Annotated in this window: 22 protein-coding genes; 16 read left to right on the forward strand and 6 right to left on the reverse strand. The window is 70.5% G+C overall.

The window, feature by feature from the left end:
• Positions 1-2: 2 nt before the first annotated feature.
• The 3 genes from ACFYY7_RS10445 to ACFYY7_RS10455 all read left to right on the forward strand — a co-directional run bounded on the left by ACFYY7_RS10445 (position 3) and on the right by ACFYY7_RS10455 (position 1,204).
• The gene (locus ACFYY7_RS10445) at positions 3-131 is read left to right on the forward strand and encodes a hypothetical protein (RefSeq protein ID WP_388659475.1); all 129 of its coding nucleotides are present in this window, start codon (positions 3-5) and stop codon (positions 129-131) included.
• Entirely contained in the window at positions 128-394 is a 267-nt protein-coding gene (locus ACFYY7_RS10450; RefSeq protein WP_388659478.1) for an exodeoxyribonuclease VII small subunit, read from the forward strand. Before ACFYY7_RS10445 ends, ACFYY7_RS10450 begins: the two co-directional genes overlap by 4 nt.
• 219 nt (positions 395-613) lie before the next feature.
• Positions 614-1,204, forward strand: a complete 591-nt coding sequence (locus tag ACFYY7_RS10455) for a malonic semialdehyde reductase (RefSeq protein WP_388659481.1) — start codon at positions 614-616, stop codon at positions 1,202-1,204.
• Positions 1,205-1,323: 119 nt separating this feature from the next.
• On the opposite strand, the gene ACFYY7_RS10460 is transcribed toward ACFYY7_RS10455, so the two are convergent.
• Positions 1,324-1,842 carry a DUF4245 domain-containing protein gene (locus ACFYY7_RS10460; RefSeq protein WP_388659483.1) on the reverse strand — a complete coding sequence of 173 codons (519 nt, stop codon included), beginning with the start codon at positions 1,840-1,842 and terminating at the stop codon, positions 1,324-1,326.
• Positions 1,843-1,983: 141 nt separating this feature from the next.
• On the opposite strand from ACFYY7_RS10460, the gene glpX reads away from it, so the two are divergent.
• Complete coding sequence (glpX, locus tag ACFYY7_RS10465; protein ID WP_384316974.1) at positions 1,984-3,015, forward strand: class II fructose-bisphosphatase; 1,032 nt, start codon at positions 1,984-1,986, stop codon at positions 3,013-3,015.
• Positions 3,016-3,232: 217 nt separating this feature from the next.
• Here glpX and ACFYY7_RS10470 read toward each other — a convergent pair whose 3' ends face one another.
• Together ACFYY7_RS10470 and ACFYY7_RS10475 are read right to left on the reverse strand one after the other, a co-directional pair.
• On the reverse strand, positions 3,233-3,616 hold the full coding sequence (locus tag ACFYY7_RS10470; RefSeq protein ID WP_266729975.1) for a WhiB family transcriptional regulator: 384 nt from the start codon (positions 3,614-3,616) through the stop codon (positions 3,233-3,235).
• Between the two features lie 177 nt (positions 3,617-3,793).
• The gene (locus ACFYY7_RS10475) at positions 3,794-4,456 is read right to left on the reverse strand and encodes a DUF1707 domain-containing protein (protein ID WP_388659487.1); all 663 of its coding nucleotides are present in this window, start codon (positions 4,454-4,456) and stop codon (positions 3,794-3,796) included.
• A 203-nt stretch (positions 4,457-4,659) separates the two neighbouring features.
• Here ACFYY7_RS10475 and ACFYY7_RS10480 point away from each other — a divergent pair, with 203 nt between their 5' ends.
• Positions 4,660-6,351: a fumarate hydratase gene (locus ACFYY7_RS10480; RefSeq protein WP_388659489.1), complete on the forward strand. Its 1,692-nt coding sequence runs from the start codon at positions 4,660-4,662 to the stop codon at positions 6,349-6,351.
• Positions 6,352-6,402: 51 nt separating this feature from the next.
• Here ACFYY7_RS10480 and ACFYY7_RS10485 read toward each other — a convergent pair whose 3' ends face one another.
• Complete coding sequence (locus ACFYY7_RS10485) at positions 6,403-7,389, reverse strand: LuxR C-terminal-related transcriptional regulator (RefSeq protein ID WP_388659792.1); 987 nt, start codon at positions 7,387-7,389, stop codon at positions 6,403-6,405.
• A gap of 71 nt (positions 7,390-7,460) precedes the next feature.
• Here ACFYY7_RS10485 and ACFYY7_RS10490 point away from each other — a divergent pair, with 71 nt between their 5' ends.
• Together ACFYY7_RS10490 and ACFYY7_RS10495 are read left to right on the forward strand one after the other, a co-directional pair.
• The gene (locus ACFYY7_RS10490) at positions 7,461-8,831 is read left to right on the forward strand and encodes an MFS transporter (RefSeq protein WP_388659491.1); all 1,371 of its coding nucleotides are present in this window, start codon (positions 7,461-7,463) and stop codon (positions 8,829-8,831) included.
• A gap of 402 nt (positions 8,832-9,233) precedes the next feature.
• The gene (locus ACFYY7_RS10495) at positions 9,234-10,535 is read left to right on the forward strand and encodes a M18 family aminopeptidase (RefSeq protein WP_388659494.1); all 1,302 of its coding nucleotides are present in this window, start codon (positions 9,234-9,236) and stop codon (positions 10,533-10,535) included.
• A 99-nt stretch (positions 10,536-10,634) separates the two neighbouring features.
• Here ACFYY7_RS10495 and ACFYY7_RS10500 read toward each other — a convergent pair whose 3' ends face one another.
• Complete coding sequence (locus ACFYY7_RS10500; RefSeq protein WP_388659497.1) at positions 10,635-12,164, reverse strand: ricin-type beta-trefoil lectin domain protein; 1,530 nt, start codon at positions 12,162-12,164, stop codon at positions 10,635-10,637.
• Positions 12,165-12,270: 106 nt separating this feature from the next.
• Between ACFYY7_RS10500 and ACFYY7_RS10505 the strand changes: the two genes are divergently transcribed.
• From ACFYY7_RS10505 to ACFYY7_RS10520, 4 genes are all read left to right on the forward strand, one after another.
• A complete protein-coding gene (locus ACFYY7_RS10505; protein ID WP_388659500.1) occupies positions 12,271-13,695 on the forward strand; it encodes a class II fumarate hydratase in 1,425 nt (474 codons plus the stop codon).
• Positions 13,696-13,740: 45 nt separating this feature from the next.
• On the forward strand, positions 13,741-14,439 hold the full coding sequence (locus tag ACFYY7_RS10510; protein ID WP_388659503.1) for a DUF402 domain-containing protein: 699 nt from the start codon (positions 13,741-13,743) through the stop codon (positions 14,437-14,439).
• 371 nt (positions 14,440-14,810) lie between these two features.
• Positions 14,811-16,727, forward strand: coding sequence for a SpoIIE family protein phosphatase (locus tag ACFYY7_RS10515; protein WP_388659506.1), 1,917 nt, complete (start codon positions 14,811-14,813; stop codon positions 16,725-16,727).
• Between the two features lie 157 nt (positions 16,728-16,884).
• Positions 16,885-18,354, forward strand: coding sequence for a catalase (locus ACFYY7_RS10520; RefSeq protein ID WP_388659509.1), 1,470 nt, complete (start codon positions 16,885-16,887; stop codon positions 18,352-18,354).
• A 93-nt stretch (positions 18,355-18,447) separates the two neighbouring features.
• Here the strand turns inward: ACFYY7_RS10520 and ACFYY7_RS10525 are convergent, their stop codons facing one another.
• Positions 18,448-20,703 (reverse strand): transglycosylase domain-containing protein, encoded by a 2,256-nt coding sequence (locus ACFYY7_RS10525; RefSeq protein ID WP_388659512.1) that lies wholly within the window; start codon positions 20,701-20,703, stop codon positions 18,448-18,450.
• 221 nt (positions 20,704-20,924) lie between these two features.
• Between ACFYY7_RS10525 and ACFYY7_RS10530 the strand changes: the two genes are divergently transcribed.
• The 5 genes from ACFYY7_RS10530 to ACFYY7_RS10550 all read left to right on the forward strand — a co-directional run bounded on the left by ACFYY7_RS10530 (position 20,925) and on the right by ACFYY7_RS10550 (position 25,828).
• Positions 20,925-21,896: an SPFH domain-containing protein gene (locus tag ACFYY7_RS10530; RefSeq protein WP_388659514.1), complete on the forward strand. Its 972-nt coding sequence runs from the start codon at positions 20,925-20,927 to the stop codon at positions 21,894-21,896.
• Positions 21,893-22,141 (forward strand): hypothetical protein, encoded by a 249-nt coding sequence (locus tag ACFYY7_RS10535; protein WP_388659517.1) that lies wholly within the window; start codon positions 21,893-21,895, stop codon positions 22,139-22,141. The genes ACFYY7_RS10530 and ACFYY7_RS10535 overlap by 4 nt, the downstream gene beginning before the upstream one ends.
• Before the next feature lie 83 nt (positions 22,142-22,224).
• Positions 22,225-22,749, forward strand: coding sequence for a PadR family transcriptional regulator (locus ACFYY7_RS10540; protein WP_388659520.1), 525 nt, complete (start codon positions 22,225-22,227; stop codon positions 22,747-22,749).
• Positions 22,746-23,432, forward strand: a complete 687-nt coding sequence (locus ACFYY7_RS10545) for an ABC transporter ATP-binding protein (RefSeq protein WP_388659523.1) — start codon at positions 22,746-22,748, stop codon at positions 23,430-23,432. Before ACFYY7_RS10540 ends, ACFYY7_RS10545 begins: the two co-directional genes overlap by 4 nt.
• Positions 23,429-25,828: an ABC transporter permease gene (locus ACFYY7_RS10550; protein WP_388659525.1), complete on the forward strand. Its 2,400-nt coding sequence runs from the start codon at positions 23,429-23,431 to the stop codon at positions 25,826-25,828. The genes ACFYY7_RS10545 and ACFYY7_RS10550 overlap by 4 nt, the downstream gene beginning before the upstream one ends.
• The last annotated feature ends 55 nt before the right edge of the window (positions 25,829-25,883 follow it).

Consider the following 25,883-nt stretch of genomic DNA (forward strand, 5'->3'; position numbering starts at 1 on the left):
TGGTGAACGGGGTCGAGATCACGGACGCGGTCGAGATCGTGGACCGGGCCGAGGTCGTGGACCGGGTCGAAATCATGGACGTACGAGGTCACGGGCCCCTGGCGGGCCGGAACGTAGGGTGGGGCGCATGACGGACGACGCGACTACGGCGGCGGGTGCCACGGGCACGCTCGGCTACGAGCAGGCCCGCGACGAGCTGATCGAGGTGGTGCGCCGCCTGGAGGCCGGCGGTACGACGCTGGAGGAGTCCCTCGCGCTCTGGGAGCGGGGCGAGGAGCTGGCGAAGGTGTGCCGACATTGGCTGGAGGGCGCGCGCGCCCGGCTGGACGCGGCCCTCGCGGGTCCGGCCGACGCCCAGGAGAACGGCGGCGCGGCCACGGCTGACAACGGCTGAGGCCGTCCAGGGCTGCGCGGCGGGGCCGGGCGGGAGCGCTGCGGCTGTCCTGAGGGCTGTCCCGTAATCCCTGGCGGGCGTGCGACGACAGCCACGGGGCCGGTGGAGCGCTGTGGAACGGATCACCTGACCCAGGTTTAGTTGAAAGTTAACCTACTTTCCGGCTACCGTGGTCCTAGTCAGTCGATCCATCTGAACGTCCGGAAGGCAATACGCACGATGTCCCTCGCTCTTGACCCCGCCGCCCAGGATCTCCTCTTCCGTGAGGCCCGCACCGCCAACACCTTCACCGACGAGCCGGTGACCGAGGAGCAGGTCCAGGCGATCTACGACCTGGTCAAGTACGGGCCGACCGCGTTCAACCAGTCGCCGCTGCGCGTCGTCCTGGTCCGCTCCGACGACGCCCGCGCGCGTCTCGTGAAGCACATGGCCGAGGGCAACCAGCCGAAGACCTCGACCGCCCCGCTGGTCGCGATCCTGGCCACCGACAACGAGTTCCACGAGGAGCTCCCCGCCCTGCTGCCGCACTTCCCGCAGGCCAAGGACGCGTTCTTCTCCGAGCGCCCGGTCCGCGAGTCGGCCGCCGCCCTGAACGGCGCGCTGCAGGCCGCGTACTTCATCATCGGCGTCCGCGCCGCCGGCCTGGCCGCGGGCCCGATGACCGGCTACGACGCCGCGGGCATCGAGAAGGAGTTCCTGGACGGCGACCACAGCCTGCTGATGGTCGTCAACATCGGCAAGCCGGGCGAGGACGCCTGGTTCCCGCGTCTGCCGCGCCTTGCCTACGACGAGGTCGTCAAGACCGTCTGAGTCCGGGCCCCGCGCCGGACCGTCACCCCGGTCACCCCGGCGTCTCAGCCGTACGGAGAAAGGCCCTGGAGCACTCGGTGCTCCAGGGCCTTCTTCCGTACGCCGTACGCGCGGCGGCGTCAGGACGTCTTGAGTGCGGCGGCCATCTCCGCCAGCCGCTCCGGCGAGGCGGAGCCCGTCACCACGGTGGTCGAACCCTTGTCGTGGCGCACCAGGGCGTCGTACTTCGAGCCCTCCCAGTGCTGCCAGGTCTCGCCCGCGACCTGCTGCGTACGCCCGGTGTTCCTGGCGTCCCGGCTGACCTCGGTGACGTACTTCTTCGCCGGGGACGTGGACTGCTCCACGGCGACGTACTTGCCCTCCGGGTCGAGGAAGCCCAGGTGCCAGCTGTTGCCCGCCTTGCGGTCGTAGCTGACCGAGGTCGGCTTCCACTTCTCGGTCAGTCCGTCCGGGGCGACCACGGGGTACGGCGCCGCGCGGCGGGCCGTCAGGAGCTCCACCCGGTAGTCGACCGCCTTGACCGGGTTGGCGTTCTCGTCGTGCGGAACGAAGATGTAAACAACCCCTGCCGCGGCGGAGACGACCGCCATCGACAGGAACATGTCCCGCACCGTCTGCTTGCCTCGCTTGCTAGCCACGGGTCCATGGTCGCATTAGCCCCGACGGGCCCGACCCGGGGGCAGCTGCTCATAAGTGACCCGGTCTGCTCATTTTGTCGACCTGACGATAGAGTCGCAGCACCCTCTTCCGGTCGTCGCCGTACAGAAAGGTGCGCTCCGATGTCCGAGCATCATCTGCCGTCTCAGCTCGAGGTCTCCCCCGAGGCCCCCGACCGCAACCTCGCCCTGGAGCTGGTCCGGGTCACCGAGGCCGCCGCCATGGCGGCGGGGCGCTGGGTGGGCCGCGGCGACAAGATCGGCGCCGACGGCGCCGCCGTGAAGGCCATGCGGACCCTCGTCTCCACCGTCTCGATGAACGGCGTCGTCGTCATCGGCGAGGGCGAGAAGGACGAGGCCCCCATGCTGTTCAACGGCGAACGCGTCGGCGACGGCACCGGCCCCGAGGTCGATATCGCCGTGGACCCGATCGACGGCACGACCCTGAACGCCAAGGGCATGCCGAACGCGATCGCCGTACTGGCCGCCGCGGACCGCGGCACCATGTTCGACCCGTCGGCCGTCTTCTACATGGACAAGTTGGTCACCGGCCCCGAGGCCGCCGACTTCGTCGACATCAACGCCCCCGTCTCGGTGAACATCCGCCGGGTCGCGAAGGCGAAGAACTCCGCCCCCGAGGACGTCACCGTCGTCGTGCTCGACCGCCCGCGTCACGAAGGCATCGTGAAGGAGATCCGCGAGACCGGCGCGCGGATCAAGTTCATCTCCGACGGCGATGTCGCCGGCTCCATCATGGCCGCCCGCGAGGGGACCGGCGTCGACCTGCTGATGGGCATCGGCGGCACCCCCGAGGGCATCATCTCGGCCTGCGCCATAAAGTGCCTCGGCGGCGTCATCCAGGGCAAGCTCTGGCCCAAGGACGAGGCCGAGCGCCAGCGCGCGCTGGACGCCGGGCACGACCTGGACCGGGTGCTGTCCACCGACGACCTGGTCAGCGGCGACAACGTGTTCTTCGTCGCGACCGGCATCACGGACGGCGAGCTGATGCGCGGCGTGCGGTACCGCGCGGAGACGGCGACCACCGAGTCGATCGTCATGCGGTCCAAGTCCGGCACCATCCGGAAGATCGACTCCACGCACCGGCTCTCGAAGCTGCGCGCCTACAGCGCGATCGACTTCGACCGCGCGAAGTAGACCCGGTCCCGGAGATCTCCGGGAGACAGTGCGAGGTCTCCGGAGACACCACGCGAAGAGGCGCCCCCCATGTGCGGTGGGGGCGCCTCTTCGCGTGGTGCGTGCGGACACGGAACCGTACGGACACGGGCGCGCGGACGCGGGCGCGCGGGCGCGAAACCGCACGGACGCGGACACGGGACCGTACAAACGACCGGACCGGCCGGGTCCGGGCCGGTCAGCCCGCCGCCGCGATCCGGCCCGTCGCGCCGGAGGACACGGCCGAGGCCTTGCGCTCCATCTCGCGACGTCTGCGACGGGCGAGCACCACACGGCGCTCGGCGGCTGTGAGGCCGCCCCACACCCCGTACGGCTCCGGCTGTATGAGCGCGTGTTCCTGGCATTCGATCATCACCGGGCAGCGCGCGCAGACCCGCTTCGCGGACTCCTCGCGCGCGAGTCTGGCAGCAGTCGGCTCCTTCGACGGGGCGAAGAACAGCCCGGCTTCGTCCCGGCGGCACACCGCCTCCGAATGCCAGGGGCCGGCCTGGTCCTCCCGCGCGGGGGCGCGCTGGGGAGGGACGGCGGCGACCTGCAGGGGCTGATGCGGCAGTTGCAGCACGGTCTACTCCTGACGACGGCTTCGCGAGCGAGAGACGATGCAGCATTCCCTACCCGCTGTGCGCACGCCTATGCACTGAGTGGCACTCGGTTCCGGGCTGCGAAATAGCGGCCGGCCAGGAATCTGGCTTGTTTTCGAAGGAGAATCGAGGGAGTTCCCGGCGAGTTCCGGCAAGAGCTATCCGAGGTATTTGCGCAGCCGGTCCTGGAGATCCGCGATGAACTTCCCGCGCTTGGGCTTCGCCTCCACGCTGCCGAACACGGAATAGCCGTTCACGACGACCACCGGTGCTTCGGGGTCCGCGGATTCCAGTGTGGCGACTTCGAAATTGCCGAAGACGCCCGTGCCGCTGCCGCGCAGCGAGATGTTCTCGGGGACCTTGACGTCGACACTCCCGAAGATGGAAGTCGCGTTGATGACCGTGAGTCTCTGACCGAAAAGCGCCTCGGTCAGATCGACCTCCACGCTGCCGAAGAGCGCGAAGGCGTTCGTACGGCTGCCGACCCGCCAGCGGCCCTTGCGGGTCGAACTGCTGAAGATCGCCACCAGATTGTCGGCGGGACCTGTGGGGCTCTCGTGACCGTGGACGCCGGGAGCGGCGGCAGTGCGGGCGGCGCCCGCCGGGGAGGGCAGGTCCCGCACCAGCGGTTCCAGCTCGCCAACGGTCTTGGCGCGGTAGACCGCGTCGACCCGCTCGGCGTGCTCGTCGGCGGTGAGCCGGCCCTCGGCCATGGCTTCCCGCAGGATGTCCGCGATCCGGTCCCGGTCCGCGTCGGAGGCGCGGATACCGGCCGGCTCCACCGGGGCCACTGGCTGCTGGGGCTGCTTTTCGAGGTCCACCGGCCCAGCGTACCCAAACGCGATAGATCGCGACTAGCCCTTGCCCGGCCCCCGCCGTGTCGCACCCCGCCCGGGAACGGCCGTCCCGGAGTGGCCGAACTGAGCCTTACCTCACAGCTTCGGCACTCCTGTGGCGTTCTACCCTGGTGGGTGCGCTGCCCAAGGGAGGTCAGCCGCCGTCTGCCGAGTGAGGAATGGCCGTAATGCCAGAGTTTGCGTACTCCGATCTGCTCCCCCTGGGAGAGGACACCACGCCGTACCGTCTGGTGACCTCCGAGGGCGTCTCCACCTTCGAGGCCGACGGTCGTACGTTCCTCAAGGTCGCTCCGGAGGCGCTGCGCACCCTGGCCGCCGAGGCCATGCACGACATCTCGCACTATCTGCGCCCCGCCCACCTGGCGCAGCTGCGGCGGATCGTGGACGACCCCGAGGCATCGTCCAACGACAAGTTCGTCGCGCTCGACCTGCTGAAGAACGCGAACATCGCGGCGGCGGGCGTGCTGCCGATGTGCCAGGACACCGGCACCGCGATCGTCATGGGCAAGCGCGGGCAGAACGTGCTCACCGAAGGCGGTGACGAGGAGGCGCTGTCGCACGGCATCTTCGACGCCTACACCAAGCTCAACCTGCGCTATTCGCAGATGGCTCCGCTCACCATGTGGGAGGAGAAGAACACCGGCTCGAACCTCCCCGCCCAGATCGAGCTGTACGCCACCGACGGCGGCGCGTACAAGTTCCTCTTCATGGCGAAGGGCGGCGGCTCGGCCAACAAGTCGTTCCTCTTCCAGGAGACGAAGGCCGTGCTGAACGAGGCCTCCATGATGAAGTTCCTGGAGGAGAAGATCCGTTCGCTGGGCACGGCCGCCTGCCCGCCGTACCACCTGGCGATCGTCGTCGGCGGTACGTCGGCCGAGTTCGCGCTCAAGACCGCGAAGTACGCCTCCGCGCACTACCTGGACGAGCTGCCCGCCGAGGGCTCCCCCACCGGCCACGGCTTCCGGGACAAGGAGCTGGAGGAGAAGGTCTTCGAGCTGACGCAGAAGATCGGCATCGGCGCGCAGTTCGGCGGCAAGTACTTCTGCCACGACGTGCGCGTCGTCCGCCTCCCCCGGCACGGCGCCTCGCTGCCCGTGGCGATCGCCGTGTCCTGCTCGGCGGACCGCCAGGCCACCGCGAAGATCACCGCCGAGGGCGTCTTCCTGGAGCAGCTGGAGAAGGACCCGGCCCGCTTCCTCCCGGACACCACCGACGAGCACCTCGACGAGGCGGGTGCCCGCGGCGAAGCCGCTCAGCGACAGAGTGTGAAGATCGACCTCAACCGCCCGATGGACGACGTCCTCGCCGAGCTGACCAAGTACCCGGTCAAGACCCGGCTCTCGCTGACCGGCCCGCTGGTCGTGGCCCGCGACATCGCGCACGCCAAGATCAAGGAGCGGCTGGACGCGGGCGAGGAGATGCCGCAGTACCTGAAGGACCACCCGGTCTACTACGCGGGCCCGGCGAAGACGCCCGAGGGGTACGCATCCGGCTCCTTCGGCCCGACGACGGCCGGCCGCATGGACAGCTATGTCGCGCAGTTCCAGGCGGCGGGCGGCTCGAAGGTGATGCTCGCCAAGGGCAACCGGTCCAAGCAGGTCACCGACGCGTGCGACGCGCACGGCGGTTTCTACCTCGGCTCGATCGGTGGTCCGGCGGCCCGCCTCGCGCAGGACTGCATCAAGAAGGTCGAGGTCGTCGAGTACGAGGAGCTCGGCATGGAAGCGGTCTGGCGGATCGAGGTCGAGGACTTCCCCGCGTTCATCGTCGTCGACGACAAGGGCAACGACTTCTTCACCGAGCCCGCCCCGGCACCGACGTTCACCAGCATTCCGGTGCGGGGCCCCGGTCTCGCCTGACCCGTCGGTACGAAGCATCACGGCCCCGCGGAGCGTTCCGCGGGGCCGTGCTCATGCCTCCAGCAGGCCCGATGTCGCGACCAGATAGCCGAGTTGGGCCCGGCTGTTGCTGCCCAGCTGCTCGGAGACCTTCCGCACGTGCTCCGCGACGCTGCGGCGGCTCATGCCGAGCCGGCGGGCGATCGACTCGTCCGTCTCGCCGCCCACGACCGCCTGCAGGATGGTCCGTTGCAGGTCGGAGGTGACGACGGGCGTGCGCAGCGGCACCCGTTCGGGGCGGACCGGGACCGAGCGGGCCCAGGCCTCGTCGAAGTGCCGGGCGAGGAAGCGGACCAGGGACGGGTGCTGGATGCGCAGGGCGCTGTGCGGTTCGTCGGAGAACGGGATGAACGCGAGGTTCCGGTCGAAGACGATGATCCGGTCGGCGACCTCGGCGAGCGTTCTGACCTCGGCGCCCTCGGTCGTCACCTGCTCGATGTAGGCGAGCGTCGTGCGGTCCGAGCGGACCGTGTGCTGGTAGATGGTCCGCTGCCGGATGCCCCGCCGCAGGTTGCGGATGTCCCTGGGCAGCGACTCCTCCAGCACGTGCACGGGGCGGCCGCCGCCCGGGTGGGCGGTGCGGACCTCCTCGCGGCAGCCCGCGACGCCCGCTTCGAGCGCCCTGCCGATGACGGCCTCGCCGGAGAGCCGGGTGAGCGCGGACGGTTCGAGCCGGTGCGCGTCGGCGTACAGGCCCTCGAAAACGGTCAGCGCGGCGCGGGCCGAGCGCAGGGTGCGGCGCTGCCGGGCGATCGCCGCCTCGATGGGTCCGAGCACGTCGAACGAGGCGGTCTCGGGCGGTACGGGGACGAGCCGTCCCGGCGCGTGGCGGTCCGCCACCATCAGATGCAGGACGCTCAGGCAGCCGGGCACGTCGCCCGCCGGAAGGCTTCCGTCCGTGAGCGCTCGCCGATAGGCCGCGAGGGCCGAGTCGCAGACGCGGTCCGGCGACGATTCGCGGCAATCACACACCCGTGGGCCGGAATGATCGTCCTTCACAAGCATGCAGATTACATTCATGCAATCGCGCGGTCGGGGGTGAACGCGAACGCTCGGTGAGTATGGGCCGGGTGACGCGCGACATCGAACAGGTGGACCGGCCGGACCCCGCACCGGACGGCGAGGGGGGCGGCCCCGCGCGCGGGGAGCGCCGCTACCGGCTCCTCGTCGCCGGGTACTCGCTGTCCTCCTACGGCACCTTCCTGAACATGGTGGCGCTCAATCTGTTCGTCTACGAGACGGCGGGGCGGGCGCTCGCGCTGGGCCTGTTCATGGCCGTACGCCTGGCGTCCGGCTTTGTCGCCGGGCTGATCGCCGGTGGTCTGCTCGACCGGTTCGCCGCCAAGCGCGTCATGCTGTGGACGAATGTGGCGCAGGCGGCGGTGATGCTGCTGCTGGTTCTCGCGCCCGAAGGGATGCGGACGGCCGCCCTGACGGCGGTTTCCGTGGTGGTCGGCGGCTGCGGAACGCTTTTCATGGTGTCGCTGCGCAGTTCCATTCCCGAGATGGTCGGCGAAGACCGGCGGTCCTGGGCGAACTCCCTTTCCATTACCGGGCGTTCGCTGGCGATGGTGGCCGGTTTCGCCTCCGCGGGCGTGGTGGTCTCGCTGGTCGGTTACACCGCCGCTTTCGTGGTGGACATGGCCACCTTCGTGATCTGCGCCCTCACGGTGGCGCTGCTGCCGATCCCGGGCGGGGGCCGGGGAAAGGCCGCCCGGCCGGAATCGGAGGGGGATTCCGGCGGGGACGGGGAGAAGGAGCGGACCGGTGGCCGGGGGAGGCCGGGGAGGTGGCGGCGGCCGGGCGCGTTGCTCGCGTCGGCGGCCGCGCCGGGTCTCGGTCTGATGGTGGTGCTGCGGAGTGTCGACGCCTTCGGCTCGTCCTCCCACAACGCCGCGCTGCCGGTCCACTCCGCCGCGCTCGACGCCGGCCACCCGGCCGTGTTCGTCAGCGCGTTCTGGTGTCTGTGGGCGGTGGGGAACGTCGTCGCGCAGCAGGTGATCCAGCGGTACGTCAGACGCACCGGGCGCACGGTGGGGGCGCCGGGCTTCGGGTACGGCACCTGTCTGATGTCCGGGGCGTTCATCCTGGCGTTCGCCGGGTTCCCATGGGCCGCGACCGTCGTGATCGCGCTGACGGCGGGGGCGGCCGACGGGCTGACGGAGGTCTCGTACACCTCCCATCTGCAGACGCTCCCCGCCGATCTGCGCGCTCACGCCTTCGGGCTCTCCGCGACCCTGGAGAACCTCGGGTTCGGCGTCGGCATGATCCTGGTCGCCGCGGCCCTCGACAGGTTCAGCCCGCTGGCCGTCGTCGGCTGGTCGCACGGGGCGGCCGTCGTCGTCGCCGTGGTGTTCCTGATCAGGGTGTCCGGGGCGCGCGGGCGGGCCGCCGTCCCCGCACCCCGTTCCGGCGCCGACCGCGCCGGTCCGGAACGATGAGGATTCCCGTACGACGTTATTCAGCCATTCTCGGAGGGCTCAGCGAGGGGCCGGGCGCCCGCCGTGGTGTCCCGCACGCTCCCGGTGCCTGCCCCGGCACGCCCCCGCCCGCGCCGGGGACCGCCGCCGCCGCGGACGGTCGGGCACCGCCGCTTTCACGCAGCGGGCCGCACTGCGGACTTGCGCCGTACCGGCCCGCTTTGGTGGGTTGTCGGACGTTCCCGCACCACTCGGCCGGCCCAGCCCCGGGAAACCCGCCCCCGAGGACCGGCGCCCCCGCCGGATCGCCCGGGTGCCCGGGGGCCGGCCACTCCTCGCACACCGCCCGCACCGCGCCGCACCCAACGGCCCGGCACGGGTTCCTCCACCCTCACCGTCGAACTCCGGAAAGGCGGACGCCCGATGACGCCGCTTACCCACCGCAGCCACACCGACGACCTGCTTTCCTTCATCAGTGCCAGCCCTTCCCCGTACCACGCGGTGACCAGTGCTGCCGAGCGCCTGGAGAAGGCGGGCTTCCGTGAACTGCGGGGCACCGACGACTGGACGGGCACGACCGGCGGCAGCTACGTCGCCCGCGCCGGTGCGCTGATCGCCTGGTACGTCCCCGAGGGGGCCCCGGCGCACACCCCCTTCCGGATCGTCGGCGCCCACACCGACTCCCCGAACCTGCGGGTCAAGCCCGCCCCCGACACCTCGTCGGCGGGCTGGCGGCAGATCGGCGTGGAGATCTACGGCGGCGTTCCGCTGAACACCTGGCTCGACCGCGACCTCGGCATCTCCGGGCGGCTCGCGGTGCGCACCCCGGGGGGCGGGGTCGCCTCCCGGCTCGTACGGATCGACGAACCCCTGTTGCGGGTACCCCAGTTGGCCATCCACCTGGACCGTACGGTCAATGAGGCGCTCGCGCTCGACCCGCAGCGCCACGTCGCTCCGGTCTGGGCGCTCGGACCACGGGCGGAGGGTGCGCTGCTGCGCCGGGTCGCGGCGGCCGCCGAGGCGGACCCTGACGAGGTGCTCGGCTGGGACCTGATGCTCCATGACGTCCAGCCGCCCGGATACCTGGGCGCCGACCGGGAGTTCGTGGTGTCGGCGCGGCTGGACAACCTGGTCTCGGTGCACGCGGGCGTCACGGCCCTGGCGGCCGCGGCGACCGCTGCCGACGAGCCGGCGTACATCCCCGTCCTGGCCGCCTTCGACCACGAGGAGGTCGGCAGCGGTTCGGCGACGGGTGCGCAGGGTCCGCTGCTGGAGCGGGTCCTGAGCCGCTCGGTCACCGCCCGCGGCGGCAGCCCGGAGGACTGGTCGCGGGCCCTGTCCGGGGCGTTCTGCGTCTCCGCCGACATGGCCCACGCGGTGCACCCCAACTACGCGGAGCGGCACGACCCGGACCACCGTCCGCTGCCCAACGGCGGCCCCGCGCTCAAGGTCAACGTCAACCAGCGGTACGCCACCGACAGCACCGGCACGGCGGTGTTCGCGGCGGCGTGCGAGCGGGCGGGCGTGCCGTGGCAGCCGTTCGTCTCCAACAACGCGATGCCGTGCGGTACGTCGATCGGCCCGCTCACCGCGGCCCGGCTGGGCGTGGAGACGGTCGACGTGGGGGTGCCGGGGCTGTCCATGCACTCGGCGCGCGAGCTGTGCGGGGTCGAGGACCCCGGCCATCTGGCCGCCGCGCTCGGCGCGTTCATGACGTCCGGCTGATCCGCTCCGGACGTCACGAAGCGGCACGGGACAGCCTGAAGGGGCGGAGCGGCACCGGCCGCCCCGCCCCCTCTTCACGCACTCGTGGAACGGTGACCGCTACACGAACCGCTGCTGCGCGCTGCCGTCGCAGGCCTGGAGCTTCAGCGGGTCCTTCGCCGCCGCCAGCGTCAGGCACAGTCCGGTCGAGGCCGCCGGGCGCAAGGTGCCCGACTGCTTCACGAACTGCTGGTTGGCCGCGCCCGAGCAGTTGTACAGGATGGCCGTGGCGCCCGCCTTGTAGTCGGCGCCCGGGATGTCCAGGCACCGGTCGTGGCTCAGCTCCGTGTGGAGGTTCTTCGTGCTGGAGTCGTACCACCAGCCCTGGTTGCGGCCGCCGTGGCAGTCCCAGCCGCCGATCTTCGTGTTGTTACGGGTCACCGAGCCGGGGGCGTCCACGCAGGTGCCCGTCGCCTCGTTCTTCAGCGGCTTGAAGGCGTCGTCCCACACTCCGGCCTGCAGGACCGGCTTTCCGGTGCTCGCCGGGTCGGCGCAGCTCGCCTGGCGCAGGTTGGAGTTGTAGATCTGGGTCAGGCAGGACGCGAAGGCGCCGTGGCCGCTCGCGTTCGGGTGGTAGGACTGCCGCGTCGAGTTGGAGTCCGGCGGGAAGTGCCCGAGGTCGATGTAGAGACCGCGGGCCCAGGTGGACTCGCTGCACACCTCGTGGCCGTGGAAGAGCCGGGAGTTGTCGAGGTAGACGGCACCTGTGTCGTCGGCGACCTTGCGCATGCCTCGCTCGAAGGCGGGGACGGCCACGTTGCGGCCCCAGGCCGCGTCGGAGTCGTACCCGGCGCAGCCGCCGGGAAGCTTCCCGGGGAAGCTCGGGTTGTCGTAGAAGTCCGGGCCGATGGGGCTCGGGTAGCCCATGACCACGAGCTTGTAGTCGTTGTCGGCGTAGCCGGCCCCGGACATGACGGTCTTCAGGTCGCGCACCGTCTTCTCGACCTTGGGGACGAGTCCGTCGACGCGCGCCTGCCAGCCGCCCTCGTACTTGGGCTGGCAGGTGCCCTGGGAGAACACCCAGCGCTCGACGCAGTCCGTCATGACCGGGCCGAACTGGAGGTCGTCGTTGGCACCCGCCACCAGCAGGATCATCTTGATGCGGGTGTTGCGGGCCTTGATGGCGAGGTTGTCGCTCTGCACCAGCTCGTCGGCGTACTGCTTCGAACCGCCGATCACGATGTTGCCGGTGTACGCGCCGGAGCAGGCGACGTTGTACGTGACGTCCGCCGGGATGCCGGTGCGGTGGATGGCGGAGTCGGGCGAGCGGTGGCACCAGTTGTCGGGGCCGTTGGTGCCGGCCTCGTACGTGCCGACGCCCTCGCCCGAGATCTCGCTGTCGCCGAGCGAGATCAGCCCGGTCTTGCGGTCCGCGAGCGGGCGCTCGGCCGAGTCGCCGTACAGCTTGGTGGCCTCCGCCGCGCGGATGGCCTCCAGCTCGGGCGACAGGGGGGTGGATGCGGTGGTGCTGGAACCGGACCGGTCCGTCGCGCCGGCCGGTCCGGCGGCTACGGTCATGCCGCCGACCGCCGCCGCCATGGCCGCGGCGGCCGCGACCGTACAGCGGAATCTGTGCCTCATGCGCCTCATTGCGCCTCCCCGGGTTGTTGTTACCCCCGGTATTTACTGGTCGGTAGGCGTCTTGGGAATAGAAAGAACAAGACAAGTGCTCAACTTTTTCAGGAGGTTGAACGAGATGGACGAGTCACAGGCAGGCGAGCGGTCCCCCGCGAGCGGTGGAAATTTCCGCATCGAGCACGATTCGATGGGCGAGGTGAGAGTGCCCGCCGAGGCCAAGTGGCGGGCCCAGACGCAGCGCGCGGTGGAGAACTTCCCGGTCTCCGGCCAACGCCTGGAGCGGACCCACATCGAGGCCCTGGCCAGGATCAAGGCGGCCGCGGCCAAGGTGAACGCCGAGCTGAAGGTGCTCGACCCGGACATCGCCGCGGCCATCCAGGAGGCCGCCGCCGAGGTCGCCGAGGGGCGCTGGGACGACCAGTTCCCGGTCGACGTCTTCCAGACCGGGTCGGGCACCTCGTCCAACATGAACACCAATGAGGTGCTGGCCACCCTCGCCACCGAACGGCTGGGCCGCGAGGTCCATCCGAACGACCATGTAAACGCCTCGCAGTCGTCCAACGACGTCTTCCCGTCCTCCATCCACATCGCGGCGACGGCGGCCGTCACCGGCGACCTGATCCCCGCCCTGGACCGGCTGGCGACCTCCCTGGAGCGCAAGGCCGCCGAGTTCGCTGCGGTCGTGAAGTCGGGGCGTACGCATCTGATGGACGCCACCCCCGTCACCCTCGGCCAGGAGTTCGGCGGCTACGCGGCACAGGTCAGGTACGGCATCGAACGGCTGCGCGCCTCGCTCCCCCGCCTCGCCGAACTGCCGCTGGGCGGCACGGCCGTGGGCACCGGCATCAACACGCCGCCCGGCTTCTCCGCCGCCGTCATCGCCGAGGTCGCCTCCGCCACCGGACTGCCGCTCGCGGAGGCCCGGGACCACTTCGAGGCGCAGGGCGCGCGGGACGGGCTCGTGGAAACCTCGGGCCAGCTCCGTACCATCGCCGTCTCGCTCACCAAGATCTCCAACGATCTGCGCTGGATGGCGTCCGGACCGCGCACCGGCCTTGCCGAGATCAACCTCCCCGACCTCCAGCCGGGCTCGTCGATCATGCCCGGAAAGGTGAATCCGGTCATCCCCGAGGCCGTACTGATGGTGGCCGCCCAGGTGACGGGGAACGACACGACGGTCGCCGTGGCGGGTGCGGCGGGCAACTTCGAGCTGAACGTGATGCTCCCGGTCATCGCGAAGAACCTGCTGGAGTCGGTACGGCTGCTGGCCAACGCCTCCCGGCTGCTCGCCGACCGCACGGTCGACGGGATCACGGCCAACGTCGAGCGGGCCAGGGAGTACGCCGAGTCCTCGCCGTCCGTCGTCACCCCGCTGAACAAGTACATCGGCTACGAAGAGGCGGCGAAGGTCGCCAAGAAATCCCTCGCGCAGCGCCGGACCATTCGCGAGGTCGTACTGGAGTCGGGCTACGTCGAGCGGGGCGACCTCACCGTGGAACAGCTCGACGAGGCGCTCGACGTGCTGCGTATGACCCACCCGTGACCTGCGTCGCAGCTGCGGGGTTTCTGGTCCCTCTAAGATCCGTCCATGGCAGGTACCGGAGACATCGAGCACTGGGCGCCGGGTGATCAGATCCTGTGGCGCTACCGCCGCAACGGCGCGCCGGCGGGGTCCGGGGCGCCGGAGCGGGGCCCGGACCCGTTCCACATCTGCCGCCCCGTCACCGTCGTCCAGGACACCGACGAACTGCTCGCGGTGTGGGTGGCGCCGGGCACCGAGTGCGTGAAGCCGGTGCTGGCGAACGGCCGGGACGTGCACGCCGAGCCGCTCGCCACCCGCTACACCGCCCCGCGCACCACCGCCCGCTCCCCCTGGCTGGGGAACGGTGTGCTGAAGCTGGCCCGGCCCGGTGAGCCGTGGTCGGTCTGGCTGTTCTGGGAGCCGGTCTGGCAGTTCCGCAGCTGGTACGTGAATCTGGAGGAACCGCACACCCGCTGGCAGGGCGGCGTCGACTCCGAGGATCACTTTCTCGACATCTCCGTGTACCCGGACCGCAGCTGGGTCTGGCGCGACGAGGACGAGTTCGCCATGGCGCAGCAGGCCGGCCTGATGGCCCCGCAGACCGCGCGACGGGTGCGGGAGGCGGGCCGGGCCGCCGTCGGGCTGATCGAGGAGTGGGGCGCTCCGTTCCGGGACGGCTGGGAGAACTGGCGGCCCGATCCACAATGGCGGGTTCCCGCGCTTCCGGATGACTGGGACCGCACCCCCTCGTATACGCCGTCGTGAGACCCTTGATGCACCCCAGGGGGACAAACGTAGGATCGTCCTCCGGAGTGCCGCTCCGCCCCAACCGGGAGGCGCGGCACCGGACCTGACCGCAAGTCATCGCACGAGCACCGCGTACTGCATGAGCTGTATGAGCCACATCAGTCGTATGAATCGTATGAACCACTACGAGGGGGTGGAGACGTGCTCGCTGTTGCCCGCCCCGTCGCCGGAAACGTTGTCGCCGGCCGGCCCCGCAAGCATCCGGTTTCAGCCCCTCGTTCCGGGGCATCCGGTGACAGCCGTTGTTATCGCCGCTCTTGCCGAGGCACAGTAACGCCCCACGAGGTGATTGCCTCATACAACCGGCCCGGACGGACGGAACCCCACGCGTGACGGAGCACCCCACCTCCCACGAAGGCCGGCAGCCTCTCGCCGCCCGGTCGCAGGAACGCACCCGGCCGCGGCAGCAGGACGCCGCGCCGGCCGCCTCCCCTGCCACCGCCGCGATCCCCGGCCCGGCCGCGGCTCCGGGGCCGGCAGCCGGCCCCGCGGCCGGCCCCGCAGGACTCGATCCACAGGCCGCGGCCCGTCGCGAGGGCGACCGGCTGCGTTTCGTCGGGGCCGCCACCCGGCGGATCGCCCGCGGCATAGACCTGGACGAGATCGTGCTGGGCCTGTGCCGGGCCAGTGTGCCGACGTTCTCCGACGCCATACTGGTCTACCTCCGCGACCCGCTCCCGGTCGGTGACGAGCGGCCGGTCTCCCCCTTCGTGCTGCGGCTGCGCCGGTCCGACCGGCTGCGGCTGAGCGAGGAGGAGACGGACAGCTCGTCGGAGACCGAGCGGCTGCGGCTGCCCGTCATCGATCCGCACGGCGATCTGACGCCCGCGGCCGAGCTGTGCGAGGTCCGCTCCGGCGGCGCGCTGGCCGAGGTGCTGCGCGGGGTGCGGCCGGTCTTCGGGGACTCGGCGGCGGCCCGTGCCGCGCTGCCCGAGCTGCTGGGCGTCGGCCGGACCGTACCCACCGGACACCGCGCGATCCTCGCCCCGCTGCGCGGCCGGCGGCGGGTGATCGGCGCCGCCGTCTTCCTGCGCGGTACGGAGCGGCCGCCCTTCGAGTCCAACGACCTGCTGGTCGCGGCCCAGCTGGCGACGCACACCGCGCTCGGCATCGACAAGGCCGTGCTGTACGGGCGCGAGGCGTACATCGCCGACGAGCTCCAGCGCACCATGCTGCCCGACTCGCTGCCGCAGCCGACCGGCGTCCGGCTCGCCTCCCGCTATCTCCCGGCCGCCGAGACGGCCCGGGTCGGCGGCGACTGGTACGACGCGATCCCGCTGCCCGGCAGCCGGGTCGCCCTGGTCGTCGGCGACGTCATGGGCCACTCCATGACGTCCGCGGCGATCATGGGCCAGCTGCGCACCACCGCGCAGACCCTGGCCCAGCTCGACCTGCCGCCGCAGGAGGTGCTGCACCACCTCGACGAGCAGGCCCAGCGGCTCGGCAGCGACCGCATGGCGACCTGCCTGTACGCGGTGTACGACCCGGTCGCCCACCGGATCACGATCGCCAACGCCGGGCATCCGCCGCCCGTCCTGCTCCATCTGGGCGGCCGTGCGGAGGTGCTGCGGGTGCCTCCGGGCGCCCCGATCGGGGTCGGCGGGGTGGACTTCGAGGCCGTCGAGCTGGACGCGCCCGCGGGGGGCACGCTGCTGCTGTACACCGACGGTCTGGTGGAGTCCCGGCTGCGGGACGTCTGGACCGGGATCGAGCAGCTGCGCGAACGGCTCGCCGCCACCGCCCGGCTGACCGGCCCGGACCACTCGCCGCCGCTGGAGGCGCTCTGCGACGACGTGCTGGACATGCTCGGTCCGGGCGACCGGGACGACGACATCGCGCTGCTCGCCGCCCGGTTCGACGGGATCGCGCCGAGCGATGTCGCGTACTGGCACCTCGAACCGGAGGAGACCGCGCCGGGCCGGGCCCGCAGGCTGGCCCGCCGCGCGCTCAGCCGCTGGGGCCTCGACGATCTGTCCGACTCGGTGGAGCTGCTGATCAGCGAGGTGGTGACCAATGCGGTGCGTTACGCGGAGCGGCCGGTGACGCTGCGGCTGCTCCGTACCGACGTGCTGCGCTGCGAGGTCGGCGACGACTCCCCGCAGCTGCCCCGGCAGCGCCGGGCGCGTGACATGGACGAGGGCGGGCGCGGCCTGTTCCTGGTGAACCGGCTGGCCAGGCGGTGGGGGGCGACACGCCTCTCGACCGGCAAGGTGGTCTGGTTCGAGATGCCGTCCCGGGGCCAGTAGCCGGGCCGGCGAAGGAGCGGCACAAGGGCATGGAACGGGCGCGGGGCAGAGCCCTGTACGCACGGTAGCGAAATGTTGCCGACCTCCTGTCGGCGGGTTTGACTTCAGTCGTGAACGAGACGGCCTGACCGAAACCCCCACCGACGGGAGGACGCTCGTGTCCGAGGAATCGAAGACCAAAAACACCCCGTACACCACGAACAATGCCGGAATCCCGGTGGAGAGCGATGAACACTCGCTCACTGTCGGATCCGACGGACCGATCCTGCTCCAGGACCACTACCTCATCGAGAAGATGGCCCAGTTCAACCGCGAACGGGTCCCCGAACGAGTGGTTCACGCCAAGGGATCCGGCGCGTACGGCACCTTCAAGGTGACCAACGACGTCAGCCAGTTCACCAAGGCCGACCTGTTCCAGCCGGGCAAGCAGACCGCCATGCTCGCCCGCTTCTCCACGGTCGCCGGGGAGCAGGGTTCCCCCGACACCTGGCGGGACCCTCGTGGATTTGCCCTGAAGTTCTACACCGAGCAGGGCAACTACGACATGGTCGGCAACAACACGCCGATCTTCTTCGTACGTGACCCCATGAAGTTCCAGGACTTCATCCGCTCGCAGAAGCGCCGCCCGGACAGCGCGGTGCGCGACCACGACATGCAGTGGGACTTCTGGACCCTGTCCCCCGAGTCCGCGCACATGGTGACGTGGCTGATGGGCGACCGGGGCATCCCGAAGACGTACCGCAATATGAACGGCTACAGCTCGCACACCTACATGTGGGTCAACGCGGGCGGCGAGCGGTTCTGGGTGAAGTACCGCTTCAAGACCGACCAGGGCATCGACTTCTACACGCAGGACGAGGCCGACCGGATGGCCGGTGTGGACGGCGACGTCCACCGCCGCGACCTGTACGAGGCGATCAAGCGCGGTGACCACCCGAGCTGGACGCTGTACATCCAGGTCATGCCGTTCGACGACGCACCCGACTACCGGTTCAACCCGTTCGACCTCACGAAGGTGTGGCCGCACGGCGACTACCCGGAGATCGAAGTCGGCCGGATGACGCTGAACGAGAACCCGGAGGACTTCTTCGTCCACATCGAGCAGGCGTCCTTCGAGCCGTCGAACCTGGTGCCCGGCATCGGTCCGTCGCCCGACAAGATGCTGCTCGGCCGGCTCTTCTCGTACCCGGACACCCACCGGTACCGGATCGGCCCGAACTACGCGCAGCTGCCCCCGAACCGTCCGCGGTTCGGCCGGAACTCGTACGCGAAGGACGGCCCGATGCGGTACGAGCCGAGCCGTACGGGAGCGGTCTACGCGCCGAACTCCTACGGCGGCCCGGCGGCGGACACCGCGCGCTACGGCGACCCGGCGGGCTGGGCGACGGCGGGCGAGATGGTCCACGAGGCGTACAAGCTGCACAGCGAGGACGACGACTGGGGCCAGGCGGGCACGATGGTGCGCAAGGTGCTCGACGACGCGGCCCGCGAACGGCTGGTAGGGAACATTTCCGGCCATCTGCTGGACGGTGTGAGCGCCCCGGTCCTGGAGCGCGCGCTGCAGTACTGGCGCAACGTGGACAAGGACCTCGGCGACCGGATCGCCAAGAAGGTCAACGGCGGCTGATCCACGGGAAGACCCGCGGGAAAGGGGTCAGGGGCGGTGCCGGCCGGCACCGCCCCTGACTCATGTGTTCATCGTCGGCTCAGGCTCGGGCGCTCATCGCGCGGGAGGAGCGTTGTTGACGATGTTGTTCTCGTTGCCGTCGGCCGGTCTGCCGGGGACCCCGCCGCCGCCCGGCGGCTCCGGGGACTGGCTCGGCGGCGGCACGTCCGGCGACTTGGTCGGCGGCGGCACGTCCGGGGACTGGCTCGGCGGCACGTCGGGCGACTGGCTCGGGCTCTGCGAGGGCTCGTCCGGCGACTGCGAGGGGGTCGTGTCGGTGCTCGCCGACTGCGAGGGGGTCGTCGACGGCGAGGACGGGACGGTGGACTGTCCGCGCTCGACGTCCTCCAGGTCGAACTGGGCACTGGAGCCGCCGCCCAGCGCGCCGAGCGTGTAGTCCGCCCAGATCTGCGCCGGGAAGCCACCGCCGTTGGCCCGGCCGGAGTTGGCCGTGCCGGTCAGGCTGACCTGGCCGCCGCCCTCCTTGGGCGATTCGCCGAAGAGCGCGACGACGGTGGTGAGCTCGGGGGTGTAGCCGGCGAACCAGGCCGACTTGTTGTTCTCCGACGTACCCGTCTTGCCCGCCGCCTCGTACGCCGAGGTGTTGGCCGCCCGGCCGGAGCCGCTGTCCACCACGCCGGTCAGCACGGAGGTCACGGTGTCGGCGGACTTGCGGCTGATCACCTGGCTGCCGACGCCCTCGACCGGCTCGACCGTCCGCTCGCGGTGCTCGGCCGACTTCACGATGAACGGGGTGACCTTCTTGCCGTGGTTGTCGAGCGTGGCGTACGCGCCCGCCATGTCCCACGTCGAGGCGTTCATGGTGCCGAGCGTGATGGCGGGGCGCTCGGGGAAGTTCTTGTCCGGTACGCCGAGTGCCAGCGCGGTCTTCTTCACCGCGGGCGGGCCGACGTCGACGACCATCTGCGCGAAGACCGAGTTGATCGACGCGTTCATCGCCTTCTGCACGGTGACGCTGCCGTAGCTCTGGTCGTCCTCGTTCTCCGGGGCGAACGGGGTGTCGCTGCCGACCACGGGCCGCTTGCTGGTGCCGTCGTAGCGGGTGTTGACGCCGATCAGGTCGCCGTCCTGGGTCTTCGACCCGTTCTCCAGCGCGGAGGCGAACACCAGCGGCTTGAAGGTGGAGGCCGGCTGGTAGTCCCGGCGGGTGGCGTTGGAGAAGTAGTGCTGGGTGTAGCCCGCCCCGCCGTACATCGCGACGACGGCACCGGTCTTCGGGTCGACGGAGGTGGCGCCCGCCTGGACGGTCGCGTCGACCTTGTTGCCCTTGCGGTCCAGCTTGGACTCCAGCTGGCGGTCGACGGACTGCTCCAGCTGCTTCTGCCGCTTCTTGTCGATGTTGAGCGTGAAGGTCCAGCCGCCGGCCTCCCGCATCTCCGCGGTGATGCCCTGCTTCTCCAGCTCGTTGTTGGCCGCCTCGACGAGGTAACCGGTCTGGCCCTCCATGCCCTTGGCGGGCTTGGCCTTGCCCGGGGCCGGGAATTCGAGCTTGTCGCGCTCGGCCTTGTCGAGCCAGTGCATCTCGACCATGTTGTCGAGGGTGTAGCCCCAGCGTTCCTTGACCAGCTTCCTGCCGGTGTCGCTGGCGGTCTGCCAGTCGTACTGGCTGGGCGCCTGGAGCACCGAGGCCAGGTAGGCGCCCTGGGAGACGGTGAGGTCCTTGGCGTCGACCCCGTAGTAGGCCTGCGCGGCGGCCTGGATGCCGCTCGCGCCGCGCCCGTAGTACGCGGTGTTGATGTACCCGGCGAGGATGTATTCCTTGCTCTTCTTGCTGTCGACCTTGAGCGAGATCACCAGTTCCTTGAGCTTCCGGCTGATCGTCGGGTCCTGCGTCAGGTAGTAGTTCTTCACGTACTGCTGGGTGATGGTCGAGCCACCCTGCTTGCCCTTGCCGCTGAGGGTGTTGAGGAGCCCGCGCGTGGTGCCCTTCAGGTCGACGCCCTGGTCGTCGTAGAAGGACTTGTTCTCGGCGGCGACGAAGGTGTGCTGCACCTTCAGGGGCACCTCGGCCAGATCCACGATCTGACGGTTGACCCCGTCCGAGCCGGTCCGGGTCAGCAGTGACCCGTCGCTGTACTGGTAGACGTTGCTCTGCCGCTCGGCCAGAGCGTTGGCCTTCGGGATGTCCACGTACATGTAGAGGGCGACGAAGGCGCCCATGATCAGCAGGCAGAACCCGAGGAAGGTGCCCAGCATCTTCTTCCAGGTGAAGAGTCTGCGTATGCCGCCGCTCTTCGCGGCCCGCCGCGCTCCGCGCCGCTGGGCTCGTCGCGCATCCGCTCGACCCATCGCTGTGTTGCTCCCGTTTCTCTGCTCGACCAGATCCGCTCAGCCGAACCAGCTAACACCGTCGGCAAGGACAAAAAGCGAGCGATGCGGTCTTTTACGGACGTGACAATCAGCACCCGTTCTTAAGGGAACCGACTCATGAAGGGTGCCCAAGGTTGCGAGCACAGGTAATGTGTAATCACATTGCTAGCACTGAGCCGGCCTTCGAAACGGGGGATCCCATGACCGATCACGACAATCCGCACACCACGACCGCCCTTGCCACCGACCTCACTCCCGACGCGCCCCAGATGCCCGAACCGCAGGTGAGAGAGGTGACGGCGCACAGCATTCCCGGCGGTCTCGGCCTGCTGCTGACCGTGGTCGGCGTGATCGCCGGTATCGGTCTCGCCATCGTCGGCGGCGTCGTCGGCTCGAACGGCAACAACGGCCTGGGCGTCCCGGTCTGCATCTTCGGGGTGCTGCTCGTCATCGTCTCGTTCTTCTGCATGACGGGTGTGAAGATGGTCGCACCGGGCGAGGCCCGGGTGATCCAGCTCTTCGGCCGGTACGTCGGCACGATCCGCGCCGACGGGCTCCGCTGGATCAACCCGCTCACCAGCAGCCGGAAGATCTCCACCCGGGTCCGTAACCACGAGACCGCGGTCCTGAAGGTCAACGACGCCTACGGCAACCCGATCGAGCTCGCCGCGATCGTCGTATGGAAGGTCGAGGACACCGCGCAGGCGCTCTTCGAGGTCGACGACTTCCTGGAGTTCGTCGCCACCCAGACCGAGGCGGCCGTCCGGCACATCGCGATCGAGTACCCGTACGACGCCCACGAGGAGGAGGCCCTCTCGCTGCGCGGCAACGCGGAGGAGATCACCGAGAAGCTGGCCGTGGAGCTCACCGCCCGGGTGCAGGCCGCCGGCGTACGGATCATCGAGTCACGCTTCAGCCACCTCGCGTACGCCCCCGAGATCGCCTCCGCGATGCTCCAGCGCCAGCAGGCCGGCGCGGTGGTCGCGGCCCGGCAGCAGATCGTCGAGGGTGCGGTAGGCATGGTCGAGATGGCGCTCACCCGGATCGCCGAGCAGGACATCGTCGAGCTCGACTCGGAGCGCAAGGCGTCCATGGTCAGCAATCTGATGGTGGTGCTGTGCGGTGACCGCGCGGCCCAGCCGGTCCTGAACACGGGCACTCTTTACCAGTGACCGAACAGACCCCGCCGGCCCGCAGGACCCCGCCGCAGCGCAAGCAGATGCTGCTGCGGCTGGATCCCGCGGTGCATGACGCGCTGGCCCGCTGGGCCTCGGACGAACTGCGCAGCGCGAACGCCCAGATCGAGTTCCTGCTGCGCAGGGCGCTGGCGGAGGCGGGCCGCCTGCCGGGCACGGCACGGCCGATCCCCCGCCGGGGGCGACCCCCGAAGGATGCTCCGAGCCCGCCCGGCACCTGAGCTCCAGGGTTCCGGAAGCCGGGGTTCCGGGAGCGGGGCCCCGGTATACACCAGGGGTATACACGCCATGTACAGTGCTCGGCATGTCAATCGGTCACACCCTGCTCGGACTCCTGGAGTCCGGCCCCCGCCACGGCTACGACCTCAAGCGGACGTTCGACGAGAAGTTCGGTCAAGACCGCCCCCTGCACTACGGCCAGGTCTACTCGACCATGTCCCGGCTGCTCAAGAACGGCCTCGTCGAGGTCGACGGCGTCGAGAGCGGCGGCGGCCCGGAACGCAAGCGGTACGCCATCACCGAAGCCGGGATCACCGATGTCAGCTCCTGGCTCGCGCAGCCGGAGAAGCCCGAGCCGTACCTCCAGTCGACGCTCTACACCAAGGTCGTCCTGGCCCTGCTCACCGGCCGCAGCGCCGAGGCCCTGCTGGACACCCAGCGCACCGAGCACCTGCGCCTGATGCGCATACTCACCGACCGCAAGCGCAAGGGCGACCTCGCCGATCAGCTGATCTGCGACCACGCCCTCTTCCACCTCGAAGCCGATCTGCGCTGGCTGGAACTGACCGCCGCCCGGCTCGACCGGCTCGCCGCGGAGGTGGCCGGGTGATCCCCGCCGGCTCCCTGCTCAGCGCCGACGGCCTGCACAAGGCGTACGGCCACACGCCCGCGCTCGACGGCGCATCGTTCTCCATCCACCCCGGCGAGGTCGTCGCCGTGATGGGCCCCTCCGGCTCCGGCAAGTCGACCCTGCTGCACTGCCTCGCCGGCATCGTCGCCCCCGACCGGGGCACGATCACCTACGCGGGCCGCGAGCTCTCCGCGATGTCGGACGCCCAACGCAGCGCCCTGCGCCGCACCGAGTTCGGCTTCGTCTTCCAGTTCGGCCAGCTCGTCCCGGAGCTGACCTGCGTGGAGAACGTCGCCCTGCCGATCCGGCTCAACGGCGCCAGGCGCAAGGACGCCGAGCGCACCGCCCGCCACTGGCTGGAGCGCCTGGAGGTCGAGGGCGTCGGCGCCAAGCGTCCCGGCGAGATCTCCGGCGGACAGGGACAGCGCGTCGCCGTGGCCCGCGCGCTGGCCGCATCGCCCAAGGTGATTTTCGCGGACGAGCCGACCGGCGCCCTGGACTCCCTCAACGGCGAACGGGTCATGGAGCTGCTCACCGAGGCGGCCCGGTCGGCCAACGTCGCCGTGGTCCTGGTGACCCACGAGGCCCGGGTCGCCGCGTACTCCGACCGCGACGTCACCGTGCGCGACGGCCGGACCCGCGACCTGGAGCACGCCGTATGACGCTGCTCGACCGGAAGGACGCACCGGCCGCGGCACCGCCGGCGCCCACCCCGCCCACCGGCGTCGCCGCCTGGTTCCGCGACCTCGGCCTCGGCATCCGCTTCGCCTCCGGCGGCGGGCGCGAGGGCTGGACCCGCACGCTGCTGACCGCCGTGGGCGTCGGCCTCGGGGTGGCACTGCTGCTGACCGCCGCCTCCGCACCGCATCTGCTCCAGGAGCGTTCCGCGCGCAGCGAGGCCCGCGCCGAGAGCACCGTTCCCGGCGGGCCCGACGCGCAGGCCGAAAAGACCGACGCCTCGGTGCTGCGGATCAACTCGGAGACCGAGTACCGCAGCCGCACCGTCGAGGGCTGGCTGATGCGCGCGGACGGTACGCACCCGGTCGTCCCGCCGGGCGTCGCACGCTTCCCCGGCGCCGACGAGATGGTGGTCTCCCCCGCGCTGAAGGAACTGCTGGGCTCCTCGGAGGGCAGCCTCCTCAAGGAGCGGCTGCCCTACCGGATCACCGGCACGATCGCCGACTCCGGCCTGGTCTCGCCGGGCGACCTGGTCTACTACGCGGGCAGCGACACCCTGACCCCCGCCGACGGCGGCCACCGGATCGCCGGTTACGGCGATCCTGGGCAGGGCGAGGAGATGCCGCCCGTCCTCGTCGTGCTGATCATCATGATCTGCGTGGTGCTGCTGGTGCCGGTCGCGATCTTCATCGCGACGGCGGTGCGGTTCGGCGGCGACCGCCGCGACCGCAGGCTCGCCGCGCTGCGGCTGGTCGGTACGGACATCCGGATGACCCGTCGGATCGCGGCCGGCGAGGCCCTGTTCGGGGCGCTCCTCGGCGTGCTGACCGGGGCGGTGCTCTTCCTGGTGGGGCGCCGGTTCGTCGGTCACATCGATGTGTGGAACGTCAGCGTCTTCCCGTCCGACCTGGTGCCCGACCCCGCGCTGACGGCGCTGGTCGTCGTCTCCGTCCCGGTGGCGGCGGTGCTGGTCACGCTGGTCGCGATGCGCTCGGTGGTGATCGAACCGCTCGGCGTCGTACGGGGCGGCGGCAACCGCGGACGCCGGCTCTGGTGGCGGCTGCCGATGCCGGTCGCGGGCCTGGCGGTGCTCGGGCTGACCGGCAAGGTCGACGAGTTCACCCCGGTCGACCCGTACCCGATCGCGGGCGGTGCCGTGCTGGTCCTGGTCGGGCTCGCGCTGCTGCTGCCCTGGCTGGTCGAGGCGTGCGTGAACCGGCTGCACGGCGGCCCGGTGCCCTGGCAGCTCGCCACCCGCAGGCTCCAGCTGAGCAGCGGGGCCGCCTCCCGCGCGGTCAGCGGCATCACGGTCGCGGTCGCGGGAGCGGTGGCGCTGCAGATGCTGTTCGCCGCGGTGGGCGACGAGTTCAGCAGGGTGACCGGGCAGGACCCGTCGCGGGCCCAGTTCTACACGTACTCCGAGAAGGTCGAACCCGGGGCGGCCACCCGGACCATCGAGGAGTTCAAGGCCACCAAGGGCGTGGACGCCGTCATCGGGAAGGTCGAGACGTACGCCACCCGGCCCGGCAAGTACACGAAGTCCGACGTCCAGCCGACCACCAGTCTCATCGTCGGCGACTGCGCGACCCTGCGCGAACTCGCCCGGATCGGCTCCTGCACGGACGGCGACACCTTCGTGGCCCACCCCAGGAACGACAAGGAGATGTCCGACTGGGTCGATGTGACGGCCCGCAAGGGCAAGGAGGTCCTGATCGGCTCGGGCTACGGCCAGAAGCCGATGCGGTGGACCCTGCCCGCCGGCTCCCGGACGGTCCAGGCCCGCCACGATCCGATGGGCGAGGACTCCTGGGGCATCATGGCCACCATCGGCGCACTCGACCCGAGCAAGCTGCCGGGCGCGACGACCCAGACGCAGATCCGGGTCGACGAGAGCGTCGAGGACGCCGCGGAGTACGTACGGAACACGGCGGCCCGGATCGACCCCGCGATGCGGGTCGCGTCCCTCACGTCGAAGACCCGTGACGAGAAGTACGCCAGTGTGCAGCGCGGCCTCCAGGTCGGCGCGACCGCGACGCTGCTGCTGATCGCCGCCGCGATGCTGGTCTCCCAGCTGGAGCAGCTGCGCGAACGCAAGCGCCTGCTGTCGGTCCTGGTCGCCTTCGGCACCCGGCGCTCCACCCTCGCCTGGTCGGTGCTCTGGCAGACCGCCGTACCCGTGGTCATCGGGCTGACGGTCGCCGTGGCGGGCGGACTCGGCCTGGGCGCGGCGCTGATCACCATGCTCGACAAGAAGATCACCGACTGGTGGCTGTTCGTTCCGATGACCGGCGCGGGTGCGGCACTGATCCTGCTGGTCACGCTGGTGTCCCTGCCCTCGCTGTGGCGCATGATGCGGCCGGAGGGCCTGCGCACGGAGTGACGGCGCGGTGGTGAACGACGAGGGGGTGCGGTCCTGCTGGACCGCACCCCCTTCA

This window comes from Streptomyces sp. NPDC001933 (genome assembly GCF_042890955.1).
In the GTDB taxonomy this organism is placed as follows: Bacteria; Actinomycetota; Actinomycetes; order Streptomycetales; family Streptomycetaceae; genus Streptomyces.